This is a genomic window from Streptomyces eurocidicus, from assembly GCF_002891295.1.
GTDB lineage: Bacteria > Actinomycetota > Actinomycetes > Streptomycetales > Streptomycetaceae > Streptomyces > Streptomyces eurocidicus.
Genome location: NZ_LGUI01000006.1, coordinates 137,972 through 153,749 on the forward strand (window position 1 = coordinate 137,972; position 15,778 = coordinate 153,749).

The 15,778-nt window shown below is 73.7% G+C and carries 13 protein-coding genes; 6 read left to right on the top strand and 7 right to left on the bottom strand.

Annotated elements, in window-relative coordinates:
• Nucleotides 1-35 precede the first annotated feature (35 nt).
• A complete protein-coding gene (locus tag AF335_RS19985; protein WP_102919800.1) occupies nt 36-314 on the bottom strand; it encodes a helix-turn-helix domain-containing protein in 279 nt (92 codons plus the stop codon).
• 89 nt (nt 315-403) lie between these two features.
• Between AF335_RS19985 and map the strand changes: the two genes are divergently transcribed.
• On the top strand, nt 404-1,171 hold the full coding sequence (gene map, locus AF335_RS19990; RefSeq protein WP_102919801.1) for a type I methionyl aminopeptidase: 768 nt from the start codon (nt 404-406) through the stop codon (nt 1,169-1,171).
• Between the two features lie 74 nt (nt 1,172-1,245).
• Here the strand turns inward: map and AF335_RS19995 are convergent, their stop codons facing one another.
• Entirely contained in the window at nt 1,246-3,771 is a 2,526-nt protein-coding gene (locus AF335_RS19995) for a bifunctional lysylphosphatidylglycerol flippase/synthetase MprF (RefSeq protein WP_102919802.1), read from the bottom strand.
• Entirely contained in the window at nt 3,768-5,084 is a 1,317-nt protein-coding gene (locus tag AF335_RS20000) for an alpha/beta hydrolase (protein WP_211304125.1), read from the bottom strand. Before AF335_RS20000 ends, AF335_RS19995 begins: the two co-directional genes overlap by 4 nt.
• A 263-nt stretch (nt 5,085-5,347) precedes the next feature.
• On the opposite strand from AF335_RS20000, the gene AF335_RS20005 reads away from it, so the two are divergent.
• Nucleotides 5,348-6,307 (top strand): 2OG-Fe(II) oxygenase, encoded by a 960-nt coding sequence (locus AF335_RS20005; RefSeq protein WP_102919803.1) that lies wholly within the window; start codon nt 5,348-5,350, stop codon nt 6,305-6,307.
• Between the two features lie 78 nt (nt 6,308-6,385).
• Here the strand turns inward: AF335_RS20005 and AF335_RS20010 are convergent, their stop codons facing one another.
• The gene (locus AF335_RS20010) at nt 6,386-7,870 is read right to left on the bottom strand and encodes an amino acid permease (RefSeq protein WP_102919804.1); all 1,485 of its coding nucleotides are present in this window, start codon (nt 7,868-7,870) and stop codon (nt 6,386-6,388) included.
• A gap of 595 nt (nt 7,871-8,465) precedes the next feature.
• Here AF335_RS20010 and AF335_RS20015 point away from each other — a divergent pair.
• Nucleotides 8,466-9,560 carry a PP2C family protein-serine/threonine phosphatase gene (locus AF335_RS20015; RefSeq protein WP_102919805.1) on the top strand — a complete coding sequence of 365 codons (1,095 nt, stop codon included), beginning with the start codon at nt 8,466-8,468 and terminating at the stop codon, nt 9,558-9,560.
• Between the two features lie 18 nt (nt 9,561-9,578).
• On the opposite strand, the gene AF335_RS20020 is transcribed toward AF335_RS20015, so the two are convergent.
• Both AF335_RS20020 and AF335_RS36245 read right to left on the bottom strand, forming a co-directional pair.
• Nucleotides 9,579-10,907: a lanthionine synthetase C family protein gene (locus tag AF335_RS20020; RefSeq protein ID WP_102919806.1), complete on the bottom strand. Its 1,329-nt coding sequence runs from the start codon at nt 10,905-10,907 to the stop codon at nt 9,579-9,581.
• A 66-nt stretch (nt 10,908-10,973) separates the two neighbouring features.
• Nucleotides 10,974-11,108 carry a hypothetical protein gene (locus AF335_RS36245; RefSeq protein ID WP_260423786.1) on the bottom strand — a complete coding sequence of 45 codons (135 nt, stop codon included), beginning with the start codon at nt 11,106-11,108 and terminating at the stop codon, nt 10,974-10,976.
• Between the two features lie 264 nt (nt 11,109-11,372).
• Here AF335_RS36245 and AF335_RS20025 point away from each other — a divergent pair, with 264 nt between their 5' ends.
• From AF335_RS20025 to AF335_RS20035, 3 genes are all read left to right on the top strand, one after another.
• Nucleotides 11,373-12,035: a HEAT repeat domain-containing protein gene (locus tag AF335_RS20025; protein ID WP_102920090.1), complete on the top strand. Its 663-nt coding sequence runs from the start codon at nt 11,373-11,375 to the stop codon at nt 12,033-12,035.
• Nucleotides 12,036-12,041: 6 nt separating this feature from the next.
• Complete coding sequence (locus AF335_RS20030; RefSeq protein ID WP_102919807.1) at nt 12,042-13,046, top strand: MerR family transcriptional regulator; 1,005 nt, start codon at nt 12,042-12,044, stop codon at nt 13,044-13,046.
• Between the two features lie 385 nt (nt 13,047-13,431).
• Nucleotides 13,432-14,367, top strand: coding sequence for an MBL fold metallo-hydrolase (locus AF335_RS20035; protein WP_102919808.1), 936 nt, complete (start codon nt 13,432-13,434; stop codon nt 14,365-14,367).
• A gap of 130 nt (nt 14,368-14,497) precedes the next feature.
• Here AF335_RS20035 and AF335_RS20040 read toward each other — a convergent pair whose 3' ends face one another.
• Nucleotides 14,498-15,598: a COG1361 family protein gene (locus AF335_RS20040; protein ID WP_170127758.1), complete on the bottom strand. Its 1,101-nt coding sequence runs from the start codon at nt 15,596-15,598 to the stop codon at nt 14,498-14,500.
• Nucleotides 15,599-15,778: the final 180 nt, after the last annotated feature.

A 15,778-nucleotide genomic window follows, 5' to 3' on the forward strand; every position in this document is an offset into this window, starting at 1 on the left:
GCCGGGACCGCGACGCGGCTCCCGGGGTGCCTCCCTCAGCCGGCCTCCGCGAGTTCCGGCTCGGCCCCGGCGGCCTCGGCCGAGGCCGCGGCCAGGTCGTCCATGGACAGGCCGAGCACGGTGGCCAGGGCCGCCACCGTGAAGAAGGCCGGGGTCGGCGCACGGCCCGTCTCGATCTTGCGGAGCGTCTCGGCGGACAGCCCGGCCGCCGCCGCGATCTCCACCATGCTCCGGTCGCCGCGGGCCCGGCGGAGCAGCATGCCGAAGGTCTCGCCGCGACGGCGCTCCCAGGGGGTCAAAGGATTCCTCACCATGACCGTGATACTAATACCGTGATAACTATACCGGTATAAGAATTGGCTCGACTCGCCGGGGCGGGCCCATGAGACGGGAGCGACAGACCATGGTGGAGATCAAGTCCGATGCCGAGCTGGACGCCATGCGCGAGGCGGGCCGCGTCGTGGCCCGCGCGCTGGCCGCCGCGCGCGAGGCGGCGGGCGTGGGGGTGAGCCTGCGGGAGCTGGACGAGGCGGCGCGCGCCGTACTGGACGAGGCCGGCGCGACCTCGCCGTTCCTCGGCTACCACCCCTCGTTCGCGCCCGCCCCGTTCCCCGCGGTGATCTGCGCGTCGGTCAACGACGCGATCGTCCACGGCGTGCCCGACGGCTACCGGCTGCGCGACGGCGACCTGGTCAGCGTGGACTGCGGAGCCCGGCTCGACGGCTGGACCGGCGACGCGGCCCTCACCTTCGGCGTCGGCGCGCCGCGCCCCGGGGACACCGAGTTGATGGAGGCCACGCGCGAGGCGCTGGCCGCGGGGATCGCCGCGGCCGTCGTGGGCAACCGGCTGGGGGACATCTCCCACGCCATCGGCGGCGTCGTCCGCGCGGCCCGCTGCGGGACGCCCGCCGATTTCGGCGGCCACGGCATCGGCCGTCAGATGCACGAGGACCCGCCGGTCCCCAACCGCGGCCGACCCCGCCGGGGGATGCCGCTGCGGCACGGCCTGGTGCTGGCGATAGAACCGATGCTGATGGCGGGCGGCCGGGACGGCTACCGCACCGACCCCGACGGCTGGACACTGCGCACCACGGACGGCAGCCGGGCGGCGCACTTCGAGCACACGGTCGCGATCACGGAGTCCGGGCCGCGCGTCCTCACCGCCCTCTGATCGCGGGGCGGGACCGCCACCGGAAAGGGGACATCCGGCTTCCACCGGGCGCGGTGCCGGGGCCCGCCCGCCCGCTACGACGAGAACTGCCTCATCAAGCGCACCCCCTGCCCCGCCGTCATGTGCGGCAGGTACGCCTTGCCGATCGCCCGGGTGATCGCGGGCAGCGCCGCCGGGTCCGGATAGGTCATGTACATCGGGCGGTACTCCGGCTGGAACTTCGCCTTGAAGGCCAGCAGGGAGCGGAAGCCGTAGACCGGTTCCAGGACCCTGCCGCCGAGGTCGAGGATGCGCTGGAGCGCCGCCGGCGGCTCCTCCGTGGCCTTGCGGGCCAGGGGGGCGCCGGAGAGGCTGAGGAAGCGGGCGCCCTCCTCCTGGAAGCCCAGGGCCGCGGAGGCGATGAGGAACTCCATCGAGCCACGGAAGCCGCTCATCCGGCGGCGCATGAAGTCCAGGGTCCAGCCGACCGGTTTGCCGTGTCCGTACACCGGCATCCAGCTGGTGATGCCGTGCACGGTGCGGTCGGCGTCGACGGCGAGGAGGCAGCGCACCGAGGGGTCGTCGAGCTCGTCGAGGCCGCCGAGGGTGAAGCCCATCTCCGGGAGGCCCTTGTCGGCGACCCACTCCTCGGAGATGGAGCGGACCTGGTCGGTGAGGGCGACGGGGGCGTCGGGGTAGGACCACCACTCGGCGGTGATGCCCTCCTTCTTGGCCTTGTTGAGCGCGGTGCGGACGTCCTGCCACTTCTTGCCGGTGAAGGCGAGGTCGGGCAGCGGGACGACGGTGTCCTCGGCGACCTGCACCGAGCGCCAGCCGAGCCGTTCGGACGCCTCGCGGGTCTCCTCGCCGACGCTGTAGAAGCAGGGGGTCCAGCCGCGTTCGTCGCAGTGCCGGGAGAAGCCCGCGACGGCGGCGGCGCGGGCGTCGGGGGCGCCGAAGGGCTCGCCCGTGGTGAGGGCGACGGTCGCGACCACCCGGTAGGCGACGGCGGCGCGGCCGCGGTCGTCGAACCAGTAGTAGTTGCCGTCCCAGGTGGTGAGGTACGACAGCGTCGAGCCGCCCTGCTCGATGAGGAGCCGCCGGGCCCGTACGGCCGCGTCCGCGTCGGTGTGCAGCCGGGGGCGCCGGAAGGTGAAGAGCAGGGCGATCAGGGTGACGAGCCAGAAGAGGAGGCCGCAGTACTGGAAGAGGGCCTGCGCGGTGCCGCCGACCGGCACGGGCCAGTCGCAGAAGGCGCCGACGAGGGTGGGCGGGAGGAACTCGGAGGGCAGCCCGGACAGCAGCAGGAGGAAGGTGGCTTCGGGGTCGTACTGGTCGCGGACGGCGTAGCCGATGCCGACGTACGCGACGCAGGCCACCAGAAGCGCGCCACCGGTGACGGCCGCGAGCCGGCGGATCGTCGGGCGCGGCAGCCGCAGGTCGAAGCGGGCGCGGGTGACGATCAGGAGGACCACGACGAGGACGGGCAGCAGCATCTGCTCCGCGAACGCCTGGGCGTAGGTGGAGCGTTCGGTGGGCTCGGCCCAGCCCGCGGGGTGACTGAGGAAGTCGTTCAGCCAGTACGAGAACAGCGCGATCCAGGCGAGGTGGACCAGGATCGCCAGGGCCCAGGCGAGGCGGAGCCCGCGGCGCAGCCCCTCCGCGAGGACGAGCAGCAGGGCGGGGACGAGTACGGCCATGACGGTGGCCGGGGAGTCGTAGAAGTTCCGCAGGGCGTGGGTGAGGTGGCAGTCCTCCGCGGAGGCCGCGCAGGCGTCGGCGACCTCCTGGTCGGTGGGCTGGACCGAGACGTAGAGCTGGAAGGAGTTGAGGGGGCCGTAGGAGTCGCGGTAGAGGATGGCCACCATGGGTCCGATGGCCGCGGCGGCCACGACGAGCGCGACCAGGACGCGGGCCTCGGTGTGGGAGGAGTGGCGCAGCCGCCAGGGCCCGGACCGGTGGTACATCACGGCCCCGGCGACGAGGCCGACGACGGCGCCGCCGAGTCGCAGCACGCCTTGGAGGTGTCCCACGTAGAGGGCCATGACCAGGGCGAACGCGACGATGCCGAGGCGGGTGCGGCGGCGCCACAGGGCGGTGAGACGGTAGCTGAGGACCCCGCCGACGGCGAGCGCCCCGACGCTCGGGGACACGGCGCGGTAGTCCGCGAGCTCCTCCAGCCACCACTCCCCCGTCAGGGCGCCGAGCTTGACGACGCCGACGCCGAGGAGCGTGCCGAGGATCTGGCCGCCGAGCAGGACGGCGGCGGTGCGTGCCACGCCCAGGCGGCGCTCGGCGGGGGTGACGAGGAGGAGCACGATCAGGGTGGAGCCGATGTAGCCGCCGAGGCCGGGGCACCAGAGGAGGGAGCTGGCGGGTGTCCACCAGCGGCCCTCGGCGAGCGCGGGGACGCCGACGGCGACGGCCTCCATGCGGTGCCGGTGGGGGCCGGAGCCGAGGCTGCCGGTGACGGCTCCGACGATCCACAGCACCGCGAGGAAGGCGAGGGTGAAGGGGGCGTGCCGGACGGGGGCGAGGAGCCTGTCGAGGGTGACGCGCCAGCCGCGGGTGCCGTCGCCCCGGGTGGGGGCCTCGGGGGGCGGCGCGGTGGCGGCGGTCATCGGATCAGTCCCGTCCGCCGGGCGATCCAGGGCAGTTGCGTCTCCAGGCCGGGGCGCCAGACCTGCCAGCTGTGGCCGCCGGGGAGCAGCACCCACTCGGCCCGCATGCCGGCCTTGACCGCCGCGTCGTAGACCTTCCGCTGCTGCGGCCGGTATGTGCCGTCGTCGCTGCCGGCGACGAAGGCGGCCGAGGTGTCGGGGAAGCGCCGCCGGGCGAGTACGTCGAGGGGGTTGGTCTTCTCGAAGGCGGCGGTGTCGCCGCCGAACGCCTTGTCGACGGTCTTCTGTCTGCTGCCGAGGGTGGGCGCCTCCTGGCCGGAGATGTCGTTGACGACGCCGTAGACCTGGGGGGCGTTGACGCCGAGCTGGATGGAGCAGGTGCCGCCGAAGGAGATGCCGGAGATCGCCCAGGAGGTGCGGGCGGTGGCGACCTGGAGGTGGCCGCGGATCCAGTCGGGGACGTCGGTGGCGAGGTAGGTCTGGACGTCGCCCAGCCGGGAGTCCATGCAGAGGGTGTTGGCGAACTGGGAGCCGAGCGGGTCGACGACGACGACCACGGGGGCGAGGCCGCGGTGGCCGGCGGCGAAGGCGTTCATCATGTCGAGGAGCCGGCCGGAGTTGATCCAGTCGTCGGGGGAGCCCGGCTGGCCGGCCATGAGGACGAGGACGGGGAGGAGCGGGCGCGGGGTGGCGCGGTAGGCGGGCGGGAGGTAGACGAAGGCGCCGCGGGCGTGGAAGCCGGAGCGGGTGCCGGGGATGTCCGACTTGGAGAGGGTGCCGTTCTCGGGGAGGCCGGCCGGGGGGTGCCAGACATCGGCGACGGTCTTGCCGGGCGGTACGGACAGGGCCGGTTCGGTGCGTCCGGTGGCGTCGGTGAGGCTGGTGGTCTTGGTCAGCCAGGAGTTCAGGGCGGTACGTGCGGTGGGGTACTGGTCGAAGTGCTTGTTGATCTCCGAGGCGCCGAGGAGGACGGTGAGGACGGCGGCGAGCACGGCCCCCGCCCAGTACCGGGGGCGGAGGAGCGGGATCCGGAAGGTGGCGAGGCAGACGCCGAGGACGGCGACGCCCGCCCAGATCACCACATCGGTCGGCAGCGGGTCGGGGAAGGGCTGCCACCAGTCGTCCACGGCGGTGCGCAGCAGCCAGGTGAGGACGGCGGCGAGCAGCACGGCGAGCGGGGCCCAGCGGGTCCACCAGGTGCGGCGGCGGGAGAGGAGCAGCACGGCCAGCGCGCACAGGCCCACGACCAGCAGGGCGACCGGGATCCATCCGCTCACCAGGGACCAGTCCAGCGGGCCCGCCGCCATCCGCATCCGTCGCACCACGTCCGTGTGGGGAGATAGGGGGTGAACGGGTCGCTCTGCCTTGAGCTACGGCCCCGTGCGTGGAGCCGGGTGGACTTGAACGCACCATCTACCCGTTCGGAAATAACGCTACTTATCCGGTGATCTGCGGCAACCCGGGCGCCGCCGTGCGAGGGGGGACGCTGGCGGGTTCGGGCCTTGTGACGGCCCTGGGGCGGCGTTTTGATACTCGGCGTTCGACGGAATGCGTTCTCCCCGATTGGAGATGCCCCATGCCCACGGCCTCGGAGCGGAGCGGCGCGGCGAGCGCGCTCGACCTCCCGAGAACCCCGACCGGATTCCAGCAGTTCTCGCACGCCCTGCGGGCGCGTACGCCCCGGCGGGGCGCGACGCTGCCCGCGGAGCCGCGGTGGCGGAGCGAGTTCGTCGACGAGGCGGCCGCCGGACCGCGCGTCACGCTGCGGGAGTTCGGTTACGGGAACGGCGAGCTCAGCACCTGGCGGGGGCGGCCGGACGACACCGCCGTCGTCGGCCCCCTGCGGCTCCTGACCCAGGAGGGGCTGGGCCGGCTGACGGAGGTGTGCGACGCCCTGGAGGGGGCGGCGGGGAACAGCCGGTTCATCGCGACCCGGCGACTGCGCGGCGCGGACCTGCTGTCGCCGTTCGTCAACAACATGATCCGCGACCGGGCGTTCCTGGTGACGTGCTCCCGGCTGGTCGGGGTGCCGCTGATCCCGCATCCGCTGCGGATCCCCACCGCGCAGATCAACTACGGCAGCGGGCAGGGCGGCCGTGAGATCGTGCGGTGGCACCGCGACGGCATGGACTACGTCTTCACGATCCAGCTGAACGGCTACGAGGACTACGAGGGCGGCCGTTTCACCTATTTCCAGGGGCGTACGGACGAGTTCCCGGCGGCGTCGGCGGGGGACCCCCGGATCCGCGAGGCGGCGTGCGGGGAACGCGGGGCGACCCTGTTCCTGCACGGGAGCCGTATCTTCCACGCGGTCACGCCGGTGACGAAGGGGCGGCGGGTGGTGCTGGTGATCTCCCTCTTCTGTCCCTATTTCGCCCGGCAGGACTCCAATACCTTCTGGCATCTGGCGGGTGACGACGGGATCGCGGCGACGGTGCCGCACTGGCTGCGGCTGAAGTGGCCGGTGCGCAACCCCGCCGTGGACTTCAGCCTGCGGGCCGGGAGCCCGGTGGTCACCTGGGACGACCTCGGGTAGCGGGGCGGGCCGGCCCGAGAAACGCGAGGAGCCGGCCGCCCCGTGGGGGACGGCCGGCTCTTCAGCGGGAGGGGGAGGCTACAGCCCGGCCCCGGCGCGCTCCAGCTCGGTCTCGCGCTTGATCCGCGCGACCTTGCCGCGGACGACGAACCAGCCGCCGACCAGGGCCGCCACGATCAGCGGCAGGCACAGCACGGTGGTGCGGCCGGCGCCGGGCTCGGCGGCCATCAGGCCCAGCACCGAGGCCAGGAAGACCAGGGTGATGATCTGGGTGTACGGGGCCCAGGGCAGCTGGTAGGAGGGACGGGAGAGCTTGCCCTCCTTGGCGCGCTTCCAGAAGAGGAGCGAGCAGAGCATGATCATGCCCCAGGTGCCGATGATGCCGATGGCGGCGAAGTTCAGCACGATCTCGAAGGCGTCCGCGGGGACGACGAAGTTGAGACCGACGCCCAGCACACAGAAGAAGGCGGTGAGCAGGATGCCGCCGTAGGGCACCTGGCCCTTGTTCATCAGGCCGGTGAACTTCGGCGCCGAGCCCGACATGGCCATCGAGCGCAGGATGCGGCCGGTGGAGTAGAGGCCGGAGTTGAGGCTGGAGAGCGCCGCGGTGAGGACGACGAGGTTCATCACGCCGGCCGCGTAGGGGACGCCGATCTTGCCCAGGACGGTGACGAAGGGGCTCTCGTCGCCGGTGAAGGCGTTGTACGGCAGCAGCAGCGCGAGCAGGATCACCGAGCCGACGTAGAAGAGGCCGACACGCCACATGATCGAGTTGATCGCCTTCGGCATGATCTTCTCGGGGTTCTTGGTCTCACCCGCGGCGACGCCGCACAGCTCGACCGAGGCGTAGGCGAAGACGACGCCCTGGATGACGAGCAGCATCGGCATCACGCCGGAGGGGAAGACGCCGCCGTTGTCCATGATGTTCGACAGACCCGGGGTGCTGCCGCCGACGTCGTGCTGGGTGACCAGCAGGAAGATGCCGATGCACATGAAGAGGACGAGCGCGCCGACCTTGATGATCGCGAACCAGAACTCCATCTCACCGAAGTACTTCACCGAGATGAGGTTCACGGTGAGGACGACGGCGAGGGCTATCAGGGCGAGCACCCACTGCGGGATGTCGCTGAACATGCCCCAGTAGTGGGTGTACGTGGCGACGGCCGTGATGTCGGCGATGCCGGTGGTGGCCCAGTTCAGGAAGTAGAGCCAGCCGGCGGTGAAGGCGCCCTTCTCCCCCATGAACTCTCGCGCGTAGGAGACGAACGCACCGGAGGACGGGCGGTAGAGCACGAGCTCACCGAGAGCCCGGACGACGAAGAAGGCGAACACTCCGCACACCGCGTAGGCGATGAAGAGGGAGGGGCCCGCGTTCGCGAGGCGGCCACCGGCGCCGAGGAAGAGGCCGGTGCCGATCGCCCCGCCGATGGCGATCATGTTGACGTGGCGGGACTTGAGGTCCTTGCTGTAACCGGCGTCGCCGGCGTCGACGTGTGGGGACGCCGTGGCCGGGGCGGTGACGCCGGGCTCAGTGTCGGCCGCAGTGAGGGTGCGGTCACTCATCTATGTGTTCGCCTTCGCTGGAGGGGGGAGCAGGACCGATCCCGCCCGGTGGACGGATCCGGCTGGCGACGCCGGCCGACGGGTGGGTTCGGGAAGTGTGGACTGGTGGACCGACGGGACGCCCCGGTGCCACGGCACGCCTCGTAGAGGTCGCGCCGCCGTGGCACAGGGGACCGGGAACTACCGGCCGGACCCTTCACCGCTTAAGCGCGGCTGGGGGACCGCGCCTCCCGTACGGCTGACAGACCTGCCGTGGCGCACCAGCGCCCCACGGCAGGGGCGGACACCGTTTCCCCGACGCTCATGCGCCGCGGTGCTCCGCCGTCTGTCGGACAAGTCCATGCGGTGAATAGTGAGAGGCTCGCAAGGAACCCGTCAAGAGTTAACGGAATATTGACATCACCGGGCACTCACGCTAGCGAACCGCCGGTAAGTGTTTCAGTGGGGCTTTTTCCGGGGAGGGAGCTACGTCGATTCCGCATGCACCTATATAGGTGTTCCCGACATCGAATACATAGATGTCACTTACATCGAATACCGGACGGCCCTGTCGCCGTCCGTCACGGGGCCGCGCTCCCTATGGTGGACGGCAATCATGAAGCACCCGCCAGGCCGGCCCGGGCCGCCCAGCACGCCCCGCCTCCCCCGCCGCGCGCGCCGGCTCGTCACCGCCGGCTACGCGCTGCTGGCCCTCGCCGTCGGCTCGGACCTCGCGACCAACCCCGACTTCACCCTCTCCCCCGTCCTCGCCACCGCCCCGGTGCTCGCCAGCATCGGCACCCGGCGCGCCCGGGTACCCCTGGTGACCGGGCTGGCCGCCACCCTGCTGATCGTCCCGCTGCTCGCGTTCTCCGACAGCGGAGTCCCCCTGGCCGTCCACCTGACCTCCGGCCTCGCGGTGCTCGGCGTCACCTGCGTCAGCACCGCCAACGTCGTCCTGGTCGCGACCCGGGAGCGGGAGCTGGTCCGGTCGCGCTCCGTGGCGGAGGCGGCACAGGACACCCTGCTGCGCCCGCCGCCGGAGCTGGTCGGCGGGCTGCGGACCGCCGTGCGGTACATGGCCGCGGCGGCGGACGCCCGGGTCGGCGGGGACCTGTACGAGGCTCTGGCCACCCCGTACGGCACCCGGCTGCTCGTCGGCGACGTACGGGGCAAGGGCCTGGACGCCATCGCCACCGCGGCCGCCGTGCTCGGCACCTTCCGGGAGGCCGCCTACGTCGAGGCCGACCTGACCACGGTGGCCGGCCGGCTCGACGCCGCCATGCGGCGGCGCCGGCCGCGCGAGGAGTTCGTGACCGCCGTCCTGATCGGGGTCCCGGGGGACGGCGGCCCGGCCGAGATGGTGAACTGCGGGCACCTGCCCCCGCTGCTCCTGCGCGACGGCCGGGTGACGGAGGTCGAGACGCCCGTACCGCAGCCGCCGCTGGCCCTGCTGGAGCTCGTCGGTGACGTCTATCACCACCGGACGTTCGCCTTCGAGCGGGGCGACCTCCTGCTCCTGTACACCGACGGGGTCACGGAGGCCCGCGACACGGCCGGCGTCTTCTACCCGCTGGCCGAGCGGCTCGCGGGGATGCCGGAGACCGCCCCCGGGGCGCTGCTCGACCGCGTGGTGGCGGATCTGGTGGCCTACGCGGGCGGGGCGCTGTCCGACGACGCGGCGCTTCTGGCCGTCCGCCGGGAGGCGTAGGAGCCCGGGCGCGGCCCGTCAGGCCAGCAGGAGCGCACGGTCCCACCGGGTGACGGGCGCGGTGTCGGTGGCGAAGGTGTGCAGGGCGAGGGCCACGCCCGCCGCGCCGGTGAGGAAGCCGGCCGGGTCGCTGGTGTGCTCGCCGTGCGCGAGGGGCGGCAGCAGGCCGAAGTGGTCGTCGATGTCGGCGAGGTCCAGGACCCGCTCGGCCAGCCAGGGCAGCTCGGCGCGCAGGGCGGCGTCCCCGGTGTCGTCGGCCATGCGCCACGTCGCCTGGAGCACACCGCTCCACCCGTGGCACAGCCCCGCGTCGGTCAGCCGGGCGCCCACGGGGCCGTCGTGGGTGCGCCGCGCGCTCGCGAGGGCCGTCCGCCAGGCGTCGACGGCGCCCTCGCGCCACTCGGGGACGTCCAGCGCCCGTCCGGCCAGGAACAGGGCGCGGGCGATGCCCACGGTGCCGTGGCACCAGGAGGGCCGGCCCGGCCCGGTCTCCCGGGGGACGGCCGCCCCGCCGGGGCCGAGGACGAGGGTGCGCGGCCACCAGCTCCCCTCGGCGCCGTGCTGCCGGATACCCATCAGCCACTCGGCGAGCACCCGCACGGCCCGCTCGTGGCCGGGAACGGTCGCACCGGCCTCCCAGGCCAGGGCGAGCAGGGCCAGCGGCCCGGGGGCGCCGTGCGCCAGTCCCGCACGGGCGTGCCCGGCGCACGGACCGGACACGGGCTCCCCCTCGGCCGCGCCGCCCGGGCCGGTCCACCAGCCCGGCAGGGCGCGCCCGTCGACCCGCAGGGGCTCGGTGAGCGCCGTGAGCGCGGTCAGCACCTCGGCGAGGGTGTCGCAGCCCCGCCCCCGCCCGTCGAGGAGGTGGGCGCCGAGGCCGGTCAGGCCCGAGATGACGTCATAGGTGCCCGCGCTCACGCACTCGCCGTCCTGCGGGCGCCGCCGCCGCTCCCGGGCCACGAGCGCGCGGGCGTACGCGCGGACGTGACCGGCGAGGCGCTCGGCGGCCCGGAGGGGGCGGCCCGCGACCACGGCGGCCCGCGTCATGGCGAACGACAGGGCGGGCACGCCCCGGTAGAGCCCCGGCGCCGCCTGCGCGACGTACTCCGGGGCGGCGTGGGCGAGGCCGACGGCGTCGCTCAGCCAGCGGTGCGCGGTGCGCAGCGCCCGGTCGTCGCCGCTGCCGTGCTCCAGGTGCAGCAGCGCGATGCCCGGCGCGCCGTCGCTCAGGGTGAGGGCCCGTGCCGGGCGCTCGTGCTGCGGCAGCCACTCCCGGACCTGCCGGGGGTCGCGGAGCCGCCCCGCGAGGTCCGCGGAGAGGGCGGCCGCTCTTCGTCGTTGGATCATCCGTGTGCTGCTCCCGGTCGTCGGAGGGCGCGTACGGGCGTGCGCGCCGGGCGGGGTGACGCGGCCTCAGCTCTCCGCCGGGCCGGGGTCGCAGAGGAGGCCGACGGCGGGGTGGGCGGGGACGGGCGCCTCCGGCACGCCGGTCCCGTCGGGATCCGGCATCGCGATCCCCTCCACGTCCAGGTCGAACAGGCTCTCCACGAAGAACTCCTCGGTCGGTCCCCGGCGCGGCGATCGGAATGTCCGGGCCGGTACGGACGGAACCCTAGGGAGAGCCGTTGAACCTTCGATCAACAGCGGATCAACCCCTTCCGGCGATCGTTCATCGGAGCGGAACCGGAGACGGACACCGAGGAGGCCCGGCGCCGCCTGCCACGCGGACCGGGCCCGCCCGGCCCCGGTCCGGCTTGACCTTGACACGGTGGCAAGGTCTTCACTGTGGCCGAGGAGGTGATCCCGACGACCATGTCGGCACAGGACACGCATACGACCCGAGCCCTCCAGGGGCTGGAGAACGGCAGCCCGTCGGCGCGGCTGCGGGCGGCGCTGGCGATCGGCTCGGCCCCCGACCCCCGGTTCGTCGACAAGCTCATCGAACGATGCGCGACCGAGCCCGAATTCCATGTGCGGGAAATGCTCACGTGGGCGCTCACCCGCCACTCGTCGTCGACGGTTGTCCCGAAGCTCCTCGGTGAACTCCGTTCGGAGCGGGCGCGGGCGCGGAGCCGGGCGTTGCACACGCTGTCCAAGTTCGGGGACCGGCGGGCGTGGCCGGCGCTCACACGGGAGCTGCTGACCGACGCCGACGACGAGGTGGCGCGGAGCGCCTGGCGGGCAGCGGTCGTGCTCGTACCCGAGGGCGGGGAAGCCGGGCTGGCCGGAGTGCTGGCGACACTGCTCGGGCGCGGCGGGCGGGAGACGCGGCTGAGCCTCAGCCGGGCGCTGATCGCACTGGGTGCGGCGATGACGCCGGCTCTGCGCGCCGCGACGGGGGATCCCGACCCTCACGTGCGTCAGCACGCGATCGCCACCGAGCGGCTGGCGCGCGACCCGGACGCCGGATTCGAGTGCGCGATCGAGGAGGCGAAGCGGATCATGGCCCTGGGCACGACCGGCCGGGAGGGGTGACAGGCGGTGTTGATCGGTGAGGTGGCACGGCGGTCCGGGGTCAGCGCCCGCATGCTCAGGCATTACGAATCGCTCGGCCTGGTCCGGCCGACGGGGCGTACCGAGGGCGGCTATCGCGAGTACTCCGGCGAGGACGTCCGGCGTGTCTTCCACATCGAGAGCCTGCGGTCCCTGGGGCTGTCGCTGCGTGAGGTCGGGAGCGCGCTGGACGATCCCGGCTTCGCTCCCGCGGAACTCGTCGGCGACCTCGTCCGCCGGACGCGGGAACGCATCGCGGCCGAGACCGCGCTGCTCACGCGACTCCGCCGGATCGGTGCGGCGGAGCCCGCGGGCTGGGAGGACGTCCTCCAGGCCGCCGCGCTTCTCCGGGCGCTGGGGTCGAAGAGCGCGGGGACGCGCCAGCGCGCGGCCCTGGCCTCGGTCGCGGAGGAGCCGGTGCCGGTGGAGGCCCTGGTCGAGGCCGCGTTGAGCGAGACGGACCCGAACGTCGCCGGAGCCCTGCGCTGGGCGCTGGCGCGATCGGGCGACGGCGGACCGGCGCTGCTCGCCGAGGGCCTGGGCGCACCGGTGGCCGAGGTGCGGAAGCGTGCCGTCCGGGCCCTCGCCGGGATTCCGGGCGACGGGGCGACCGCACTGCTGCGGAACGCCCTCACCGACTCCGACACCGCGGTCCGCGGGTGCGCGGCCCTGGCGCTCGGGGCGCGTGGGGTGGCCGACGCGGTCCCGGCGCTCGTCGACATGGTCGTCGAGGAGGTGAACGACGCCGACGCGGCCGACGCGCTCGGCGCGCTGGCGGGTGACCCCGCGTCGGCGGACCGGATCGCCACCGGGCTCGCCGGCCGCCTCGCCGACGGCGGCACCGGACCGTCCGCACGCCGGCGGCTGGCACAGGCGCTCGCGGACGTCCCGGGGGCCGTGGCGGCACGGGCCCTCGCGGATCTGTCGCACGACGAGGACCGTGCCGTCGCGCTCACCGCGACGTACATCCTCAAGCTGCGCGCGGCGCGCTGACGCCCCGGCGGGAGGCCGGCCGGGCATCGCACGGGGTGCGGCGGCGCCTTTCCCGATCGCCCGTCAGGGGGCCTTCACCCCTTGCCTGATTGTTCAGCAATCCCCCCTCGACGGCACGTACCGGCTGCCGTGATCCGGGGCGGCGAGCGCATCGCCGGGTACGTCCATGTGCCGAGTGCGCGTACGGCGACGGGCGTGACGGTTCCGGGCCGGGTGCCGGGGGCGCCCCGGTACCGGTTCCGGACCGTTCCCCGCGTCTTTCCCGGATCGTTTACGGATCAATTCCGGGGTTTCGGCCATGGTTCGGCTCCGGTGCGGCGCTGACGCGAAGACAGGGCACTTCTGACTATTGGCCGTATCGCCGCCGTTGCCTAGCGTCTTGCCCATGCAGACGATCACTCTGGGCGATGTCGAGATATCCCGGGTCGTGGAATGGCACGCGCCGGTCGCCACCACCACCGCCGTCTTTCCCTCCAGCACACCGGAGATGTGGCAGGACAACAAATCCTGGCTCGCACCGGACTTCTGGGCTCCGGAGACGGATTCCCTCGTGACCAATGTGCAGACGTGGGTGCTGCGCAGCGAGGGCCGGACGGTCCTGATCGACACCGGCGTCGGCGACGACAAGGACCGTCCGGACATGCCCGTCTGGTCCCGGCTGCGGACGGGCTACCTGGACCGGCTGGCCGCGGCCGGCGTCCGCCCGGAGGACGTGGACGTCGTCGTCAACACCCACGCGCACTTCGACCACGTCGGCTGGAACACCCGGCTGGTCGACGGCGAGTGGGTGCCGACCTTCCCCCACGCCACCTACCTCGTCTCCAGGGCCGACTTCGACTACTGGAACCCGGCCAACGGTCACGTCCAGCGCGGCACCATCGGCGACATGACGGTGGCGAAGGCCGGCGGCGGCATGTTCCAGGACAGCCTGGCGCCGGTGCACCGGGAGGGGCGCACGGTGCTCTGGGAGGACGGCTACCGCATCGACGGGAACCTCGTCCTGGAGCCGGCCCCGGGGCATACGCCCGGCACCGCGGTGGTGCGGCTGGCCTCGGGTGCGGACCGGGCGCTGTTCATCGGCGACCTGGTGCACAGCCCGCTCCAGTTCGCCGAGCCGGACTGCGAGCCCTGCGTGAGCGAGGACCCGGAGCAGGCGACCCGCTCCCGCCGCCGCATCCTGGCGGAGGCCGCGGACACCCGCGCCCTGGTGTTCCCGGCGCACCTGGCGGGGCACGGCGCGGCCGAGGTGCGGCGGGAGGGGAACCGGTTCGCCGTGGAGCGCTGGGCGGCCTTCGACCGGGAAGGGGGCGGGCTCGGCTGACGCGCGAGCGGGTGGCCCGGCGGTCGTTCCGCCGGGCCACCCGCTCGGGTGGCGCGGAGCCGGGTGACGGTTCCCCGGGGAACGGTCCCTCAGGCGTCCGCCCGCCGCGCCCGGTTCACCCGGGTGCGGCTCACTTCCCTCCCTTGATCGCGAAGGGCAGGTTGCGGGAGAAGTAGGACAGGTCGCCGTTGCCCGCCGTCACGCCCGCGTCCGCGGCGGTGACGTCCCGGGGCGCGGAGGCCGCGACGGCGACCCGCATCCGGTAGGTGGCGGTGGCGCCGGGGGCGAGCGGGCCGTTCACGGCCGGGCGCAGGGTGGCGCTCATGCCCGGGTCACAGCCGCCGGCCACCAGCCGCACGCGCTCCCAGCCGTGGCCGGGGCGGTACTGCTGGAGGTCGATGTCCTTGGGGGTCAGGGCGTGGCCGGTGCCGGCGCCGTAGGCGAAGTAGGAGGCGTACGGCCGCGGGTAGGCGCGGTCGGTGGTGTTCTTGACGGTGAGGGTGAACTCGCCGGCGGGGCCGCCGCGGGTGAGCGTGGTCCCGGCGCCCCAGCCGCTGACGGAGGCGTCCGGCCGGGTCGTGGTGGCCGTACGGGCGGGGGCGCGGTACGTGTGGCCCTTGCCGTCGGTGACGGAGGCGGTCACGGTGAAGGTGCCGGGCCGGTCGAGGTCCATGAACCGCAGTGCCACGGTGTGCGGCTTCGCCGCGCTCGCGGAGGTGGTGAGCGGGAAGGCGAAGACCGCCTGCTGCGGGCTGCCGGAGCCGCTCGTGGCGGGCGTCAGGTCGACCCAGCGGTGGCTCTCGGGGGCGTAGCGCTGGACGGCGAGGGAGTCGGTGCTGAAGCCCCGGCTGCCGACGTCGAGACGCACGGTGCCGCCCTTGGCGACGGGGGTCCGCAGGGTGACGGAGGACTCGGTCCACAGGCCGATGGGGGCCTGCGCGGGCAGGCTGTAGGAGATCCGCTCGGCGGCGGTGCCGACCGCGGTGGACCGGGGGCGGGCGGCGTCGGCCGCCGCCGTGGCGGCCGACACGGACGCGGCCTTCGCCGCGTCGCGGGCGCTGCCGCCGCCCTCGCAGCCCTCGGTCGCCCGCACGGCCGCGGCGGCCGGTATGGCGGCGGCCGGCCCCGCGCTCCCGGCGACGAACGCCAGTCCGGCCGCCAGCGCCAGCACCGACCCCACAGCGGCGCTCCGCACGCCCGTCGACCGCCGCTGTGCCACTCTCTGAGTCATTTACCGCCCCCTGCTTTCGGGTTGTCCGCACACGCGTACGCATCTGGTGTACGAGATTGTCCTACACGGCCGAGGGTGCCCCGCACCACCGGGAGTACCGCGAAATCCCCTGAAGGCCCCACGGGTTGCCTCCCGGCGGCCCGGCCGGCGGCCGCCGGAACTGCTCGCGCTCATCCTGCC